Below are 17,152 nucleotides of genomic sequence, written 5' to 3' on the forward strand. Positions count from 1 at the left end.
GTGGCTAGATACCCCCTAGGGGTATACAGTGGCGACATGACCACGACCGAACACGAGATGCACGAGCACGAACACGAGCACACCGGTCATGCGGGGCACGGCGGCCACGGCGACCACGTCGCCCAGTTCCGAAGGCTGTTCTGGGTCATGGCGGCACTGGCCGTGCCGACGGTCGCACTCTCACCGATGTTCGCGATGCTCCTCGGTTACGACCTCCCGGACTTCCCCGGGGCGCGCTGGATCTCGCCGGTGCTCGGCACCGTCATGTACGTATGGGGCGGCCGGCCGTTCCTGACCGGCGCGGTCAGCGAGATACGTTCGCGCGCACCGGGAATGATGCTGCTGATCGGATTGGCGATCACGGTCGCGTTCATCTCGTCGTGGGGGGCGAGCCTCGGCGTGCTGCATCACCAGTTGGACTTCTGGTGGGAGCTCGCGCTGCTGATCGTGATCATGCTGCTGGGCCACTGGATCGAGATGCGCTCGCTGGCCCAGACCACCTCCGCACTCGACTCGCTGGCCGCGCTGCTGCCCGACGAGGCCGAACGCGTCGAGAACGACGGCGATGCCGAGCAGGTGGTGACCGTGGCCCCGTCGGAGCTACGTGTCGGTGACCTGGTGATCGTCCGGCCGGGCGGCAGCGTGCCCGTGGACGGCCGCATCGTCGACGGTGCGGCCGACATGGACGAGTCGATGGTCACCGGAGAGTCGCGGACCGTGCGCCGGGGAATGGGCGACGACGTCGTCGCGGGCACCGTCGCCACCGACTCCGGTCTGCGGATCCGGGTGACGGCCGTCGGTGACGACACCGCGCTCGCAGGCATCCAGCGGTTGGTCGGCGAGGCGATGAACTCCTCGTCCCGGGCGCAGCGTCTGGCCGACCGGGCCGCGGGCTGGCTGTTCTGGTTCGCATTGGGATCGGCGGTGCTGACGGCGCTGGCGTGGACCCTGCTCGGTGAACCCGACCAGGCCGTGGTCCGGACCATCACGGTGCTGGTCATCGCGTGCCCGCATGCGCTGGGGCTGGCCATTCCGCTGGTGGTGTCCATCGCGACCGAGCGGGCCGCACGGGGTGGGGTGCTGATCAAGGATCGTCTGGCACTGGAAACGATGCGCACCGTCGGCGCGGTGCTGTTCGACAAGACCGGGACCCTCACCAGGGGGGAGCCGGCCGTCACCGCGGTGGTGGCCACGGACCGCACGGAGAACGAGGTGCTGGCGCTGGCCGCGGCCGCCGAGGCGGATTCCGAACACCCGCTGGCCCGCGCCATCGTCGCCGCGGCACAGCATCGCGGCCTCGACATCCCGCCGGCGAGCGACTTCAGCTCCTCACCCGCGGTCGGGGTCAGCGCGCTGGTCGGTGGGCAGCGGGTCCAGGTCGGCGGGCCCGCGCTACTCGAACAGGCCGCGCAGGCCCCGCTGCCGGACACCGCCCGGTGGGACGGTGCCACCGTGCTGCACATCCTGGTCGACGGGAGCCTGGCCGGCGCGTTGGCTCTGGCCGACGAGATCCGGCCGGAATCCCGCCAGGCCGTCGACGCGCTGCACGCTCAGGGCGTCGAAGTGGTGATGATCACCGGCGACGCCGCCCCGGTGGCCTCGGCGGTGGCCTCAGAGCTCGGTATCGACCGCGTATTCGCAGGTGTGCGGCCTGAAGACAAGGCCGCCAAGGTCGCCGAACTCCAGCACGAAGGTCTCACGGTTGCCATGGTCGGCGACGGCGTCAACGATGCGCCCGCGCTGGCCGCCGCAGACGTGGGCATCGCCATCGGAGCGGGTACCGACGTCGCCATCGCCTCGGCGGGCGTCATCCTGGCGAGTTCCGATCCACGATCGGTGCTCTCGGTGATCGAGCTGTCCCGGCAGTCCTACCGCAAGATGAAGCAGAACCTTTGGTGGGCAGCGGGTTACAACTTGATCTCGGTGCCGTTGGCGGCCGGCGTAGCCGCTCCGCTGGGTTTTGTAATGCCGATGTCCATCGGAGCGATATTGATGTCAGCGTCGACGGTTGTCGTGGCACTCAACGCGCAGTCGCTACGTCGCCTCGACCTGCGACCCGAGGCCGGTGCACGCAGCCTCGCCCGGGTCTCGTGACCTTGCCTGCCCAAATCTAAGAATCTGACTAAGCTTTCCTGCAAAGATCAAATATTCATATAACAGCACTATAACGAGTAGAATGAATCGGTTCAGCAAACGAAATTGACGAGTCGGGCGGTGGTTGACCCAGATGGGGGGTGATGTTCCCTATGTTGGGAGTGCATGAAATCGCAAGGGTTGCAATGTGATTCGCGGGCCGGAGGGTAGGTCGGCGCGCGCGGGCGAAAGCCGCCAAGTAGGTATCGTTAGGCTTGGCTAAGTTGGCATCTGCCATGGTAGTTGCCTTATCGTTTTCTCCACTTATGGCGTGTGGGACATAGCCGTCGTCCAGTGCTGCACGGAGGCCACCCACGCCGAGCCGGCTTCTTCGTAGAAGCGTGTTGAAGGGCAAGGTGGGAATGGCGCCCAGCAAGGTCGGGCTGTACAACCCCGCATACGAACATGATGCGTGCGGTGTGGCAATGGTGGCAGACATTCATGGTCGCCGCAGCCGGGACATCGTGGACAAGGCCATCACGGCACTGGTGAACCTGGAGCACCGCGGTGCTCAGGGCGCGGAGCCGAACACCGGCGACGGCGCAGGCATCCTGCTGCAGGTCCCGGATTCGTTCCTGCGCGAGGTGGTCGACTTCCAGCTTCCCGAGGCCGGTAGCTACGCCACCGGCATGGCCTTCCTGCCGCAGTCGTCACGCGACGCCGCGGTGGCCGCGGAAGCCGTCGAGAAGATCGTCGAGGCCGAGGGCCTGCAGGTGCTGGGCTGGCGTGAGGTGCCCACCGACGACTCCTCGCTCGGTGCACTGGCCCGCGATGCCATGCCGAGCTTCCGGCAGCTGTTCATCGGCGGCGCCTCCGGTATGGACCTGGAGCGCAAGGCCTACGTGGTCCGCAAGCGGGCCGAGCACGAGCTGGGCACCAAGGGCCCGGGCCAGGACGGCCCCGGTCGCGAGACGGTGTACTTCCCGAGCCTGTCCGGTCAGACCTTCGTCTACAAGGGCATGCTGACCACCCCGCAGCTCAAGGCGTTCTACCTGGACCTGCAGGACGAGCGGATGACCAGCGCGCTGGGCATCGTGCACTCCCGCTTCTCCACCAACACGTTCCCGTCGTGGCCGCTGGCCCACCCGTTCCGGCGGATCGCCCACAACGGCGAGATCAACACCGTCACCGGCAACGAGAACTGGATGCGCGCCCGCGAGGCACTGATCCGCACCGACGTGTTCGGCACCGACGGCCTGGACAAGATCGTCCCGGTCTGTACCCCCGGCGCATCGGACACCGCCCGCTTCGACGAGGTGCTCGAGCTGCTGCACCTCGGCGGCCGCAGCTTGCCGCACGCCGTGCTGATGATGATCCCCGAGGCGTGGGAACGCCACGAGTCGATGGATCCCGCCCGCAGGGCTTTTTATGAGTTCCACGACTCGCTCATGGAGCCCTGGGACGGACCGGCCTCGGTGTGCTTCACCGACGGCACCGTCATCGGCGCCGTGCTGGACCGCAACGGCCTGCGCCCGTCCCGCATCTGGGTCACCGAAGACGGCCTCGTCGTGATGGCGTCCGAAGCCGGCGTGCTGCCGCTCGACCCGTCCACCGTCGTCAAGAAGCTGCGTCTGCAGCCCGGCCGCATGTTCCTGGTGGACACCGAGCAGGGCCGCATCGTCTCCGACGAGGAGATCAAGGCTCAGCTGGCCAGTGAGCAGCCCTACCAGGAATGGATCGAGGCGGGCCTGTTCCCGCTCGACGAGCTGCCGCCGGGCGACTACGTCCGGATGCCGCACCACCGCGTGGTCCTGCGTCAGCAGATCTTCGGTTACACCTACGAGGAGCTCAACCTGCTGGTGGCGCCGATGGCGCGGACCGGTGCCGAGGCGCTGGGCTCGATGGGCACCGACACCCCGGTCGCCATCCTCTCCGCCCGGCCCCGGATGCTGTTCGACTACTTCCAGCAGCTGTTCGCCCAGGTCACCAACCCGCCGCTGGACGCCATCCGCGAAGAGGTGGTCACCAGCCTGCAGGGCGTGATCGGACCCGAGGGCGACCTGCTCAACCCGGGCCCCGAATCGTGCCGGCAGATCGTGCTCCCGCAGCCGATCCTGCGCAACGCCGATCTGTCCAAGCTGATCTGTGTCGACCCCGACCACGAGGTCCGCGGCCACAAGCACGGCATGCGTGCCGCGGTGATCCGCTGCCTGTACCCCGTCAACCGGGGCGGCCAGGGCCTCAAAGAGGCGCTGGACAACGTCCGCGCCAAGGTGTCCGAGGCCATCCGTGAGGGCGCACGCATCATCGTGCTGTCCGACCGCGAGTCCAACGAGACCATGGCGCCGATCCCGTCGCTGCTGTCGGTGGCGGCCGTGCACCACCACCTGGTCCGCGAGCGCACCCGCACCAAGGTCGGCCTGGTGGTCGAGGCCGGTGACGCCCGCGAGGTGCACCACATGGCGATGCTGTGCGGCTTCGGTGCCGCGGCGGTCAACCCGTACATGGCCTTCGAGTCGATCGAGGACATGGTCGACCGCGGGGTGATCTCCGGGATCAACAGCGACAAGGCCAAGGCCAACTACGTCAAGGCCGCGGGCAAGGGCGTGCTCAAGGTGATGTCCAAGATGGGCATCTCCACCCTGGCCTCCTACACCGGTGCGCAGCTGTTCCAGGCGATCGGCATCTCCCAGGAAGTGCTCGACCAGTACTTCACCGGGCTGAGCTGCCCGGTGGGCGGCATCGACCTCGATGACATCGCCGCCGACGTGGCCACCCGCCACTCGCTGGCCTACCTGGACCGCCCCGACGAGCGCGCCCACCGCGAGCTCGAGGTCGGCGGTGAGTACCAGTGGCGCCGCGAGGGCGAGTACCACCTGTTCAACCCGGACACGGTGTTCAAGCTCCAGCACTCCACCCGCACGGGTCAGTACTCGATCTTCAAGGAGTACACCGCGCTGGTCGACGACCAGAGCGAGCGGATGGCCTCGCTGCGCGGCCTGCTGAAGTTCAAAGATGATGTGCGGAAGCCGATCTCGATCGACGAGGTCGAGCCGGCCTCCGAGATCGTCAAGCGCTTCTCCACCGGCGCCATGAGCTACGGCTCGATCTCCGCCGAGGCCCACGAGACCCTGGCCATCGCGATGAACCGCCTTGGTGGACGGTCGAACTCGGGTGAGGGCGGCGAGAGCGTGCACCGCTTCGAGCCGGAGGAGAACGGCGACTGGCGCCGCAGCGCCATCAAGCAGGTGGCGTCCGGCCGGTTCGGTGTCACCAGCCACTACCTGACCAACTGCTCCGACATCCAGATCAAGATGGCCCAGGGTGCGAAACCTGGTGAGGGCGGCCAGCTTCCGGGGCACAAGGTGTACCCGTGGGTGGCCGAGGTGCGGCACTCGACCCCGGGTGTCGGCCTGATCTCGCCGCCGCCGCACCACGACATCTACTCGATCGAGGATCTGGCTCAGCTGATCCACGACCTCAAGAACGCCAACCCCGGTGCGCGCGTTCACGTGAAGCTGGTGTCGGAAAACGGTGTCGGAACCGTCGCCGCGGGTGTCTCCAAGGCACACGCCGACGTCGTCCTGATCTCCGGCCACGACGGCGGAACCGGTGCCACCCCGCTCACCTCGATGAAGCACGCCGGTGCGCCTTGGGAGCTGGGCCTGGCCGAGACGCAGCAGACCCTGCTGCTCAACGGCCTGCGGGACCGCATCGTGGTCCAGGTCGACGGTCAGCTCAAGACCGGCCGCGACGTGGTCGTCGCCGCGCTGCTGGGCGCCGAGGAATTCGGCTTCGCCACTGCGCCCCTGGTGGTTTCGGGCTGCATCATGATGCGGGTCTGCCACCTCGACACCTGCCCGGTGGGTGTGGCCACCCAGAACCCGGTGCTGCGTGAGCGCTTCAACGGCAAGCCCGAGTTCGTCGAGAACTTCTTCATGTTCATCGCCGAAGAAGTTCGTGAACTCATGGCGCAGTTGGGCTTCAGAACCATCAACGAGATGGTCGGACAGGTCGGCGCACTCGACACCACCCAGGCCGCCGAGCACTGGAAGGCCCACAAGCTGGACCTGACGCCGGTGCTGTACGAGCCCGAGTCGGCGTTCATGAACCAGGACCTGTACTGCAGCTCGCGTCAGGACCACGGCCTCGACAAGGCACTGGATCAGCAGCTGATCACCCAGAGCCGCGAGGCCCTTGACTCCGGCTCGCCCGTCCGGTTCTCGACAAAGATCACGAACGTCAACCGCACGGTGGGCACCATGCTCGGCCACGAGGTCACCAAGGCCTATGGTGGGCAAGGACTTCCCGACGGCACGATCGACATCACCTTCGACGGGTCGGCCGGCAACAGCTTCGGCGCATTCGTGCCCAAGGGCATCACGCTGCGGGTCTACGGCGACGCCAACGACTACGTCGGCAAGGGCCTGTCCGGTGGCCGGATCGTGGTGCGCCCGGCCGACGAGGCACCGGCTGACTTCACCGCCGAGGACAACATCATCGCCGGCAACGTGGTGCTCTTCGGCGCCACCAGCGGCGAGGCGTTCCTGCGCGGTCAGGTCGGCGAGCGGTTCGCGGTCCGTAACTCCGGCGCCCACGCGGTCGTCGAGGGTGTGGGTGACCACGGCTGCGAGTACATGACCGGCGGCAAGGTCGTCATCCTCGGGCCCACCGGCCGCAACTTCGCGGCGGGCATGTCCGGCGGTGTCGCCTACGTCTACGACCCGGCCGGTGTGCTGGGGGAGAACCTGAACACCGAGATGGTGGAGCTGGAAGGCCTCGAAGATTCTGATGTCGAATGGCTTCAGGGCATTCTCACCGCCCATGTCGACGCAACCGATTCGGCTGTGGGACAACGGGTCCTGTCTGATTGGGTTAACGAGTTGAAGCATTTTGTGAAGGTCATGCCGCGCGATTACAAACGCGTGCTGGCCGCGATCGCCGAGGCCGAAAAGGCCGGCGAGAACGTGAACGAGGCGATCATGGCGGCCGCCAATGGCTGATCCGCGCGGTTTCCTCAAGCACACCTCCAAGGAGCTTCCGACCCGCAGGCCGGTTCCGCTGCGCCTGAAGGACTGGAAAGAGGTCTACGAGGACTTCTCCCACGACAAGCTGGCCGACCAGGCATCGCGATGCATGGACTGCGGTATCCCGTTCTGCCACAACGGTTGCCCGCTGGGGAACCTGATCCCCGAGTGGAACGACCTGGTCTACAAGGACCGGTGGCGCGACGCGATCGAGCGGCTGCACGCCACCAACAACTTCCCGGAGTTCACCGGACGGCTGTGCCCCGCCCCGTGTGAGGCCTCCTGCGTCCTTGGCATCAACCAGGATCCGGTGACCATCAAGCAGGTCGAGGTCGAGATCATCGACAACGCCTTCGACCAGGGCTGGGTCGTCCCGAAGATGCCCGACGTGCAGACCGGCAAGAAGGTCGCCGTCGTCGGGTCGGGGCCGGCCGGACTGGCCGCCGCCCAGCAGCTCACCCGGGCCGGACACACCGTGACGGTGTTCGAGCGTGCCGACCGCATCGGCGGTCTGCTGCGCTACGGCATCCCCGAGTTCAAGATGGAGAAGCGCCACATCGACCGGCGCCTGGAGCAGATGGCGGCCGAAGGCACCCAGTTCCGTCCGGGCGTCAACGTCGGTGTCGACATCACGGTGGCCCAGCTGCGGCTGAACTACGACGCGGTCGTCCTGGCCGGCGGTGCCACCGCCTGGCGCGATCTGCCGATCCCGGGCCGCGAGCTCGACGGCATCCACCAGGCCATGGAGTTCCTGCCCTGGGCCAACCGGGTTCAGCTCGGCGATGACGTCCTCGACGAGACCGGCCAGCCGCCGATCACCGCCAAGGACAAGCACGTCATCATCATCGGCGGTGGCGACACCGGCGCGGACTGCCTGGGCACCTCGCACCGGCAGGGCGCGGCCAGCATCCACCAGTTCGAGATCATGCCGCGCCCGCCGGAGACCCGTGCGGACTCGACCCCGTGGCCGACCTACCCGCTGATGTTCCGGGTGTCCTCGGCCCACGAAGAGGGTGGCGACCGCGTGTTCTCGGTCAACACCGAGGAATTCACCGGCACCGACGGTCGCGTGACCGGCCTGCGTGCCCACGAGGTCAAGATGAACGCCGGCAAGTTCGAGAAGGTCGAAGGGACCGACTTCGAGCTCAAGGCCGACCTGGTGCTGCTCGCGATGGGCTTCGTTGGACCGGAGAAGGAAGGTCTGCTGACCAAGCTCGGTGTCGAGCTGACCGACCGCGGAAACGTCTCCCGCGACAACAACTTCCAGACCACCGTGCCGGGCGTGTTCGTCGCCGGCGACATGGGCCGTGGACAGTCGCTGATCGTGTGGGCCATTGCCGAAGGCCGGGCCGCTGCCGCGGGCGTCGATCGCTACCTGATGGGCAACACCGCCCTGCCGGCGGTCATCAAGCCCACTGCCGCGCCGCAGCGCTAGATTGGTGAATCGGCCTCCATCGCAGGCCGATTAGAATTGCTGAGTGCCGCCGACACTCAAAGTGAATCCGCCGGTGCTGACGACGTCGGCGCAGCAGGAGGAGACACTCTCTTCGGAGTTGGCGGCATTGACAGTGGGACAACCGCTGGCGACGAGTGCCGCAGCCCTGGCGGGTCTCCAGTCCGCTGCCGCGTGCAGTCAGTGCGAGATGGTGCTCGAGACGGCCAGAGACCTGTTGAGCACCGAAATGTCGCAGTATGCGACGAAGTTGAGCAGTGCGGCCACCGAGTACGAGAAGACCGACAGCGCGGCTGCCGAGGCCTTGGGCAAGTTCGCCGGACCGGTCCGCTACGAGGGCGTCTGAGCGCACGTGCCTGCAACACCGACCAGCGGCGGCACGGCGGTCACGATCAGCGTCGTGGAAGCATCCCGACCCGAGCAGCTTGTCGCGGAGGCTGCCAACGTGGGGCGGGCGGCTGCGGCTGTGGGTGCCCAAATAGATTCGCATCGTGGCGTCGTGAGCAAGCTGCGAAACGCCTGGGAAGGTTCATCCGCAGACGCTGCGGTGCGTTCCGCGGACGAGACGACGGTCCGTCAGAAGAAGTTGCACGACACGTTGACACGAACGCAGGAGGCGTTGCAGTCCGGCGGAAGTCAGCTTGGTGCGACGCGTCAGACGATCGTCGACAACGTCACGCAGCTGAAGCAACAGGGCTGGGACGTGTCCAACGATGGCACGGTCAGCGTGCGAGCCGGCGGCCCGCTGGATCAGATGGCACGAAAGAGTCCTGTCGCCGCCATGCAGATTCGGCAGCTGGCGGCGCGCAACTCACTCCAGATGAAAACGCTGCTCGCCCAATTCGGTAGCCAGGACGCCGCTTTGGCCGGCAACCTTCGTCAGGCCACCGCAATGAGCTATGGCTCGGGTGACATGAAGACTTTTGTCCCCGTCCTTGTGGCCGCTGACTTGGCACTGCTGGCGGCGCTGGCCGCGGGAATCGTCACGTTCGCGGCGATCTTGGCCTTCACCGCGGAGCACTTTCCGGCTGTCGATCTGGGCGACCTCATCGACATAATGCCCTCGGATGTGAAGTCCGACGGTGGCCCGGGCGAATGGATAGAGGCGAACCGCAATGGCATGTCAGAAAGGGCGAAGGCGTACGAAGAACAAGTGTCCGGCGCCCCAGCGGGCACCGAATACGAGGTGCCGCGGGAGGGGGAGAACCCCGTCAAGTTCGATGGCTGGGACAAGGAAGCCAACGATGGCGACGGCCTGCTGATCGAAGCCAAGGGCGAGGGTTATGACTGGATGGTCGGCAAGGACGGCAATTTCAAAGATCTCAAGGCTGTAGACAAGCTGGAGGACCAACTCAGCCGCCAAGCTGACGCTGCACGACAGGCAGGCAAAGAAGTGGAGTGGCGGGTTGCCGAACCTCGAGTCGCGGAAGCGCTTGAGAAAATGGTTGCCGATGGCGGTTATGGCGACGTGATCAATGTCGAACACGTGCCGCCTGCATGATTCGAGGATGGTGGAAATGACGTTGGATTTCATAGGTTCATGGGGTGACCGCTCGGAGTCATTGCGAGAGTCGGCCGAACGCATGCAGCGCTCGTGGCAATTGCTTCCGCACGAGCCGGGTGTGTATTCGCCTTGGTCATTGAAACTCTGGAATGCCGAAGATGTGCTGCAGCTACAGCCAGTGCCCGCCGATGACCTCGATGCGATCGTCGATGCAGTCAGTTCGGTGACCGAGCGAATCAACGAGGGACCTCGGACTGCGCCCGGGGTTTACCTTGAATTCGTGCGGGAGAGGCTGGACGAGCCGGTGGTCGCGGCCGGAGGCCCGCTATTTTCGTACAAGGTGCGGTGCGGCTTTTCCGGGCCGCGTGCGCTACGCAACCACGTGTTTCTGGAGCTCGACCCAGCCGCGGGGAATCCTGCCGACGAAAGCGCGGTTGTGCGGGGTCACCTCACTGCGCTGGTTGCCGCGTGGGAGCCGGAGTACGTGTCAGTGTGTACATACGCCTTTCACAAGGCGCAACGGCATAAGAAGCCCCAGCAGGTACGAGTCGGTTGGATGACGTACATCCGCGACGACGTCCCGCTGGACATGTCAGCCGTGCCGGCCGAAGTGCACATCGAGGCGGGTGACGGTGGTCGGTACCTGACGTTGTCGGGGACGCCCGAAGATCCGTCCCTCGATCAGGCGTTGGCGATCCGTCGCGCGCTCGGATACTCCGCCTGACGAGTTCAGGTTGCGATGTGCCGACTTTGAGAGTTTTCTTAATTAACTGATATGACCTGCATCACATGGCTGGGTGGCGCTGACCAGGGGTGAAAAGTGATGCAGGTCTCCTCTGGGGCGCTTTTCGACGCCACATTTGCCCCAATAGTCTCATTGGAAACATCAGATCATTGTGCGGCGAGTCTGATGCTGTTTGCCGGATATCGGGTATCTAATGACGTAGTGAGAGTGCTGCGGTAACGTGGAACTACGGGTATAGCAACGAGAAATTCGCAGGAGTGATCACCGTGTACATGAACCCGATCAGTCGGTCACGGATGGGTCGTATTGCCTGGTCATTGTTCCGTCATCCGATGAAGAGTCGTGAGTTTCCGGCCAAGAACGAGCGCCTGGCCACGGCAGACGAGCTAATTCGGTTCGGTGTTTGACGGGTATCCGTCACAGTCCACAACGCCCTCGAACCGGCGCGACAGCGCCGATCCGAGGGCGTAGCTATATGTGTCAGCGGGCCAGCTGACCCGAATCCCTGATCGCTTCGGCCAGCGGCTCCAGTACGGCCGGGTCGTAGGGCGGCGGCAGGTAGATGATGGCCAGATCCAGCCCCTCGGCGCCGAGTGCGGCGGCCTCGTCGACCACCTTCTTGTAGTCGCGGTCCTCGCCGAGGCGCACGTGCGCCGACAGGGTGATCTCCTTGGGATCGCGGCCGATGTCTGCGCAGTGCGCGGCCAGCACATCGCGCTTGCGGGCGAATTCCTCGGGCGGACCGCCGACGAAGTTCCAGTGATCGGCGTACTGCGCGGTGATGCGCAGGGTGCGCTTCTCGCCACTTCCGCCGATACAGAACGGCGGGTGCGGCTGCTGCGGGCCCTTGGGCTCGTTGCGGGCGTCCTTGAGCTGGTAGAACTTGCCGTCGAACGTCGTCGTGTCCTGCGTCAGCAGGCCTTTGAGCACCTGGCAGGCCTCCTCGAACCGGTCGAAGCGTTCCTTGATCGAACCCAGTTCGATGCCGTAGGCGCCGGATTCTTCCTCGTTCCAGCCGGCGCCGATGCCGAGTTCCAGGCGGCCGTTGGAGACGATGTCGAGTGCGGAGGCCATGTTCGCCAGCACGGCGGGATGGCGGTAGTGGATGCCGGTGACGAGCACGCCGACGCGTAACCGCTCAGTGGCCTGCGCCAGCGCGGTCAGCGTCGTCCAGCCCTCGAGGCACGGGCCGGACGAGTCGGAGAAGATCGGATAGAAGTGGTCGAACGTCCAGCCGGACTCGAAGACGTCGATCGTGTCGGCAGCTTTCCAGATGGCAAGCATGTCGGCCCAGGTCGTGTTCTGCGGGGATGTTTTGAAGGCGAAGCGCACTCCAGGAAAAACCAGACCTGTCCGACGATTCATTCCTGGTGAGCTCGGCTGTGCTGATTCCGTATCTTCGGTGCCATTTTGGCGTCGCAATCGGTAGTCTCGGGCAGGGAAATATACGAAATCCCCCGATCTGACTCATCCTGGAGTGAACATGAGCGAGTACGCAGTCACCGATCCGGCGACCGCCGAGGTGGTCGCCACCTACCCGACCTCGACCGACGCCGAGATCCAGGCTGCGATCGAGGCCGCTGCCAAGACGGGCCGCAGCTGGGCCCGCACCACCACGGTGGCCGAGCGGGCCGCGCTCATCGGTAAGGTTGCCGCCCTGCACGAGCAGCGCCGCGAGCAGCTCGCCGACGTGATCGTGCGTGAGATGGGCAAGCCGCGCGACCAGGCCCTCGGTGAGGTCGACTTCAGCGCCGCCATCTATCAGTACTACGCGGACAACGCGGAGAAGTTCCTCGCCGACGAGGAGATCACCCTGCTCGACGGCGAGGGCAGCGCGGTGGTCAAGCGCGGCCCGGTCGGCGTGCTGCTCGGCATCATGCCGTGGAACTATCCCTACTACCAGGTGGCCCGGTTCGCCGGCCCGAACCTGATCGTGGGCAACACAATTCTGCTCAAGCATGCGCCGCAGTGCCCCGAATCCGCCGAGCTGCTGCAGCTGATCTTCCTGGAGGCCGGGCTACCGCAGGGCGCCTACGTCGACATCCGTGCCACCAACGACCAGGTCGCCGACATCATCGCCGACCCGCGGGTGGCTGCGGTGTCGCTGACCGGTTCCGAGCGGGCGGGCGCCGCGGTGGCCGAGATCGCCGGCCGCAATCTCAAGAAGTGCGTGCTGGAACTCGGTGGCTCCGATCCGTTCATCGTGCTGTCCACCGACGACCTCGATGCGACCGTACAGGCCGCCGTCGAGGGCCGGATGGAGAACACCGGGCAGGCCTGCAACGCCGCGAAGCGGTTCATCGTCGCCGAGAACCTCTACGACGACTTCCTGACCAAGTTCACCGAGAAGCTGCTCGCCGCCGCCGACGGAATCGCGCCGCTGTCTTCGGAATTGGCCGCCGAGCGGCTTGAGCAGCAGGTCAAGGCCGCCGTCGATCAGGGCGCGAAGCTGACCTCGGCGGGGGAGCGCCGCGGCGCCTTCTACCCGCCGGCCGTGCTGACCGGTGTCACGGTGGACAACGACGCCTACCGGCAGGAGCTGTTCGGTCCGGTGGCGGTCGTGTACAAGGCCGGCTCGGAGGACGAGGCCGTCGAGATCGCCAACGACACCCCGTTCGGTCTGGGTTCCTACGTCTTCACCACCGATGCCGATCAGGCGGCCCGGGTGGCCGACCGCATCGATGCGGGCATGGTGTTCGTCAACGCCGTCGGCGCCGAAGGGGCCGAGTTGCCGTTCGGTGGCATCAAACGGTCCGGATTCGGGCGTGAACTCGGCAAGTTCGGCATGGACGAGTTCGTCAACAAGAAGCTGATCCGTACGGTCAGCTGACGTGTGAGCGGGCAGTAGGTCGGGTGGTTGCGGCGTCGCAAATGCGGGCACACTGAAGACATGAGCGGCGTCCTGTACTTCGACGGCAACTGCGGCATGTGCACGCGCAGCGTCAACTCCCTGATGCGGCGGCAACGGACCGGAGATCTGCACATCGAGCCGTTCCAGCGTCCCGGTACGCCGGAGATCCTCGGCGTCTCGAACGACGAGATGCTCGAAGCGGCGTGGTGGAAGGACTCTTCGGGGGACGTCTACCGCGGCGCCGAGGCGATCAACGCCGCGCTCTCGGCCGGGATGGGTAGCCGGATTCCGTTGGGGGTGTACCGGATTCCGGGTGTGCGTCAGGTGCAGAACGCCGCCTACCGCTGGGTGGCGAGCCACCGGTACCGGTTCCCGGGCACCACGCCGCACTGCGCGGCGCGGCCGGGCGACTGCTGAGCAGTGCCGATGGATCCGGTGACCGCACTGCGTCAGATCGCGTACTACAAGGACCGGGCGCGGGAGGACCCGCGACGGGTGATGGCCTATCGCAACGCCGCCGACATCGTCGAGGCGCTGACCGACGAACAGCGCGAGCGGCTGGGCGCGTCGAACAGCTGGCAGTCACTGCCGGGTGTGGGGCCCAAGACCGCGAAGGTCATCGCCCAGGCCTGGTCCGGCCACGAGCCCGACACCCTCGTCGAATTACGTTCGGCAGCAAAGGATCTCGGCGGTGGTGAGGTGCGTGCCGCGCTGCGAGGCGACCTGCACGTGCACTCCAACTGGTCGGACGGATCGGCCCCGATCGAGGAGATGATGCTGGCCGCGCGCGACCTGGGCCACGAGTACTGTGCGCTGACCGACCACTCACCGCGCCTGCGGGTGGCCAACGGGCTGTCCCCGGAGCGGTTGCGCGAGCAGCTCGACGTCATCGAGGAACTCCGCGAGCTGGTGGCCCCGATGCGCATCCTCACCGGGATCGAGGTCGACATCCTCGAAGACGGGTCGCTGGACCAGGAACCCGAACTGCTGGAGCGCCTCGACGTGGTGGTGGCCAGCGTTCACTCCAAGCTGGCCATGGACTCGGCGGCCATGACCCGGCGCATGGTCAAAGCAGTGTCGAACCCACACACCGACGTGCTCGGGCACTGCACCGGACGCCTGGTCACCGGTGGGCGCGGCGTGCGCCCGGAGTCGAAGTTCGACGCCGAGAAGGTTTTCACGGCGTGCCTCGACCATGGCACCGCCGTCGAGATCAATTCCCGGCCGGAACGGCGTGACCCACCCACCCGGCTGCTGAACCTGGCGTTGGAGATCGGCTGCCTGTTCAGCATCGACACCGATTCCCATGCGCCCGGTCAGCTCGAGTTTCTCGGCTACGGGGCCCAGCGGGCCCTGGAGGCAGAGGTGCCGATCGACCGGATCGTCAACACCTGGCCGGCCGAGCAGCTGCTCGAGTGGACCGCAGGCTGAGTTTCACGTCCCCGACGTGAACGGATCATGCTCGGCCAGAAGCCTTTCCATTCGGGCCTCGTCGAGACGGACCCGGACGGTCGCCGCCTCCTGCTGATCGCGGATCACCTTGGCCAGGGTGAACGCGCTGGTCACCAGGAACAGGACCGACATCGCCAGGAACATCCGCTGCCAGGAGTCGATTGGCAGGAAGAAGATCCCGCCGAGCACACCGAGGAAACTCACCCCGAAGGCGATGGTGGCCTGCAGCGCGAACGCGGCGGTGACTCTCGAACTGTCGTTGAGTGCGATCATGCCCCGAGCCTGGCGTAGGACACGATTCGCCGGATGCGTGAGACTACTCAAATCGCCTCGGTCTAAGCTCACGCGATGCACGCGGATCTCGGCATCGACACCGTCATCACCCTGCTGGCAGCCGGCCTGATCTTTCTACTGGCATTGGTGCTCGGGGTGTGGAAGTACCGGCAGATGGCGACCAGTGAGAACCACCTGGCCCACCCGTACGTCGACATCGCCCACCGGGCCGCCCTGCTGTACTCCTTCGCCACACTCCTGGTGGCGGTGTTCGTGGAACTCAGTGCCTGGCCCACCTGGGTGAACCTCACCGCGGCCATGGTGCTGGTGCTGTTCTTCGTCGTCGCCATCCTCAGCTACATCGAGCACGGCGCCAGACAGGACACCGCCAACCAGTTCGAGCATCCCAGCGCGGGACTGCACGCCGGGATGATCGCACTCATCGTCGGTGAGATCGGCGGGTTTGCCGTGCTGCTCGCCGGATTCGTTGCCGCGCAACTGTTCTAGAAGGCGGCCCGTCAGTACGGCAGCGTCGGCATCTCCAATCCGGGATCGCGGCCGACCAGCACTCCGCGGGTCAACATCGCATTGCCGAACCGCTGGCGTACCTCGTCGATGGCGCCGTCGATGGCCACCGGATCGGGTTGTGATTCGAAAGGCAACTCCAACTGCTGGCTGCCCTCGGGATCGATGTTGGACACCGCGAACCCGATCAGGGTCAGCCCGCGTTCGGCGATCACCGGCGCGGCCGCTGTCACCAGCACCCGGGCGGCGGCCAGGATCGCATCGGTCGAGGCGGTGGCCCGGGCCAGGGTGTGCGACCGTGTGGCGCGGCCGAAATCGTCGAAGCGCAAACGCAATACGACGGTTCGCCCAGTACGTCCGGCCCCGCGCATGCGGCGGGTGATGCGGTCGACGAGGTTGACCACCACGACGTCCACCTCCGCGGCCGACATCGTGTTGCCGCGCCGCCCGAGTGCGCGTTGGGCCCCGACCGAACTGCGCCGGACGCCCGTCGTCACCCGGCGTCGATCGATGTTGCGCGACAACGCATACAGCTGCCGAGCCATCGCACTGCCGACCATGGTGGCCAACGCCGACTCGGGCAACTCGGCCACCTGGGCGACGGTCTCGACGCCGTGAGCGTGCAATTTCTCGGCGGTCTTGGCGCCGACACCCCACAGCCGGCGCACGGGCAGCGGATGCAGGAACGCCAGCTCGCGGTCGGGCGGGACGAGCAGCAGGCCGTCCGGTTTGGCCACCTGACTGGCCACCTTGGCCAGGAACTTGGTGCGCGCGATGCCGACGGTGATGGGCAGGCCCACCTGCTCGCTGACCTGCTCGCGCAGCCGCCGGGCGATCTCCACCGGGGTTCCCGATACCCGGGCCAACCCGGAGACGTCGAGAAACGCCTCGTCCACTGACAACGGCTCGACGACCGGCGTCGTGTCGTGAAACACCTCGAAGACGTGCCGGCTGGCCTCCGAATACGCCGACATGCGCGGCGGCACCACCACGGCCTGCGGGCACAACGCCCGCGCCTGGCGCCCGCCCATCGCCGTACGTACCCCGAATGCCTTGGCCTCGTAACTGGCGGCCAGCACCACCCCGCCGCCGACGATCACCGGGCGGCCGCGCAGGGCCGGATCGTCGCGCTGCTCGACCGATGCGTAGAACGAGTCGAGGTCAGCGTGCATGATGGCCGCCGCCTGCGGAGCAGGCAATGGGGATCGCGCAGCATCGGACACGAACATATGTTCGCATAGCCGGCGGA

13 protein-coding genes are annotated in these 17,152 nt (G+C 66.3%); 10 read left to right on the forward strand and 3 right to left on the reverse strand.

Annotated features, from left to right (window positions below):
- Positions 1 to 36 precede the first annotated feature (36 nt).
- The 6 genes from ACNQR1_RS03510 (at position 37) to ACNQR1_RS03535 (ending at position 10,781) form a co-directional block, all read left to right on the forward strand.
- Positions 37 to 2,094 (forward strand): heavy metal translocating P-type ATPase, encoded by a 2,058-nt coding sequence (locus ACNQR1_RS03510; protein ID WP_418044057.1) that lies wholly within the window; start codon positions 37 to 39, stop codon positions 2,092 to 2,094.
- 401 nt (positions 2,095 to 2,495) lie between these two features.
- On the forward strand, positions 2,496 to 7,076 hold the full coding sequence (gltB, locus tag ACNQR1_RS03515) for a glutamate synthase large subunit (RefSeq protein WP_418044059.1): 4,581 nt from the start codon (positions 2,496 to 2,498) through the stop codon (positions 7,074 to 7,076).
- A complete protein-coding gene (locus tag ACNQR1_RS03520; RefSeq protein ID WP_418044061.1) occupies positions 7,069 to 8,535 on the forward strand; it encodes a glutamate synthase subunit beta in 1,467 nt (488 codons plus the stop codon). The genes gltB and ACNQR1_RS03520 overlap by 8 nt, the downstream gene beginning before the upstream one ends.
- Before the next feature lie 43 nt (positions 8,536 to 8,578).
- Positions 8,579 to 8,899 carry a type VII secretion target gene (locus ACNQR1_RS03525; RefSeq protein WP_418044063.1) on the forward strand — a complete coding sequence of 107 codons (321 nt, stop codon included), beginning with the start codon at positions 8,579 to 8,581 and terminating at the stop codon, positions 8,897 to 8,899.
- 54 nt (positions 8,900 to 8,953) lie between these two features.
- On the forward strand, positions 8,954 to 10,054 hold the full coding sequence (locus ACNQR1_RS03530; RefSeq protein ID WP_418050264.1) for a Tox-REase-5 domain-containing protein: 1,101 nt from the start codon (positions 8,954 to 8,956) through the stop codon (positions 10,052 to 10,054).
- A 16-nt stretch (positions 10,055 to 10,070) separates the two neighbouring features.
- Entirely contained in the window at positions 10,071 to 10,781 is a 711-nt protein-coding gene (locus ACNQR1_RS03535) for a hypothetical protein (protein ID WP_418044065.1), read from the forward strand.
- Between the two features lie 501 nt (positions 10,782 to 11,282).
- Here the strand turns inward: ACNQR1_RS03535 and ACNQR1_RS03540 are convergent.
- Positions 11,283 to 12,134 carry an LLM class F420-dependent oxidoreductase gene (locus ACNQR1_RS03540; protein WP_418044067.1) on the reverse strand — a complete coding sequence of 284 codons (852 nt, stop codon included), beginning with the start codon at positions 12,132 to 12,134 and terminating at the stop codon, positions 11,283 to 11,285.
- 151 nt (positions 12,135 to 12,285) lie between these two features.
- Here ACNQR1_RS03540 and ACNQR1_RS03545 point away from each other — a divergent pair, with 151 nt between their 5' ends.
- Genes ACNQR1_RS03545 through ACNQR1_RS03555 form a run of 3 tightly spaced genes read left to right on the forward strand, consistent with a single transcriptional unit; the run spans position 12,286 to position 15,084 of the window.
- Positions 12,286 to 13,632 (forward strand): NAD-dependent succinate-semialdehyde dehydrogenase, encoded by a 1,347-nt coding sequence (locus tag ACNQR1_RS03545; RefSeq protein WP_418044069.1) that lies wholly within the window; start codon positions 12,286 to 12,288, stop codon positions 13,630 to 13,632.
- A gap of 60 nt (positions 13,633 to 13,692) precedes the next feature.
- Complete coding sequence (locus tag ACNQR1_RS03550) at positions 13,693 to 14,070, forward strand: thiol-disulfide oxidoreductase DCC family protein (RefSeq protein WP_418044070.1); 378 nt, start codon at positions 13,693 to 13,695, stop codon at positions 14,068 to 14,070.
- 9 nt (positions 14,071 to 14,079) lie between these two features.
- Entirely contained in the window at positions 14,080 to 15,084 is a 1,005-nt protein-coding gene (locus ACNQR1_RS03555) for a PHP domain-containing protein (protein WP_418044072.1), read from the forward strand.
- 3 nt (positions 15,085 to 15,087) lie between these two features.
- Here the strand turns inward: ACNQR1_RS03555 and ACNQR1_RS03560 are convergent, their stop codons facing one another.
- The gene (locus ACNQR1_RS03560; protein WP_090429826.1) at positions 15,088 to 15,378 is read right to left on the reverse strand and encodes a YiaA/YiaB family inner membrane protein; all 291 of its coding nucleotides are present in this window, start codon (positions 15,376 to 15,378) and stop codon (positions 15,088 to 15,090) included.
- Between the two features lie 75 nt (positions 15,379 to 15,453).
- Between ACNQR1_RS03560 and ACNQR1_RS03565 the strand changes: the two genes are divergently transcribed.
- Positions 15,454 to 15,885 carry a hypothetical protein gene (locus tag ACNQR1_RS03565; RefSeq protein ID WP_418044074.1) on the forward strand — a complete coding sequence of 144 codons (432 nt, stop codon included), beginning with the start codon at positions 15,454 to 15,456 and terminating at the stop codon, positions 15,883 to 15,885.
- An 11-nt stretch (positions 15,886 to 15,896) separates the two neighbouring features.
- On the opposite strand, the gene dinB is transcribed toward ACNQR1_RS03565, so the two are convergent.
- Positions 15,897 to 17,132: a DNA polymerase IV gene (dinB, locus tag ACNQR1_RS03570; protein ID WP_418044076.1), complete on the reverse strand. Its 1,236-nt coding sequence runs from the start codon at positions 17,130 to 17,132 to the stop codon at positions 15,897 to 15,899.
- Positions 17,133 to 17,152: the final 20 nt, after the last annotated feature.

It is taken from the genome of Mycobacterium sp. 48b (assembly GCF_048282725.1).
Lineage (GTDB): Bacteria > Actinomycetota > Actinomycetes > Mycobacteriales > Mycobacteriaceae > Mycobacterium.

Excerpts from the sequence above, each read along its gene's own strand:
- ACNQR1_RS03510 (WP_418044057.1), top strand. The coding sequence starts at position 37 with ATGACCACGACCGAACACGAGATGCACGAGCACGAACACGAGCACACC.
- gltB (WP_418044059.1), top strand. The coding sequence starts at position 2,496 with ATGGCGCCCAGCAAGGTCGGGCTGTACAACCCCGCATACGAACATGAT.
- ACNQR1_RS03520 (WP_418044061.1), top strand. The coding sequence starts at position 7,069 with ATGGCTGATCCGCGCGGTTTCCTCAAGCACACCTCCAAGGAGCTTCCG.
- ACNQR1_RS03535 (WP_418044065.1), top strand. The coding sequence starts at position 10,071 with ATGACGTTGGATTTCATAGGTTCATGGGGTGACCGCTCGGAGTCATTG.
- ACNQR1_RS03545 (WP_418044069.1), top strand. The coding sequence starts at position 12,286 with ATGAGCGAGTACGCAGTCACCGATCCGGCGACCGCCGAGGTGGTCGCC.
- ACNQR1_RS03550 (WP_418044070.1), top strand. The coding sequence starts at position 13,693 with ATGAGCGGCGTCCTGTACTTCGACGGCAACTGCGGCATGTGCACGCGC.
- ACNQR1_RS03555 (WP_418044072.1), top strand. The coding sequence starts at position 14,080 with ATGGATCCGGTGACCGCACTGCGTCAGATCGCGTACTACAAGGACCGG.
- ACNQR1_RS03560 (WP_090429826.1), bottom strand. The coding sequence starts at position 15,378 with ATGATCGCACTCAACGACAGTTCGAGAGTCACCGCCGCGTTCGCGCTG.
- ACNQR1_RS03565 (WP_418044074.1), top strand. The coding sequence starts at position 15,454 with ATGCACGCGGATCTCGGCATCGACACCGTCATCACCCTGCTGGCAGCC.
- dinB (WP_418044076.1), bottom strand. The coding sequence starts at position 17,132 with ATGTTCGTGTCCGATGCTGCGCGATCCCCATTGCCTGCTCCGCAGGCG.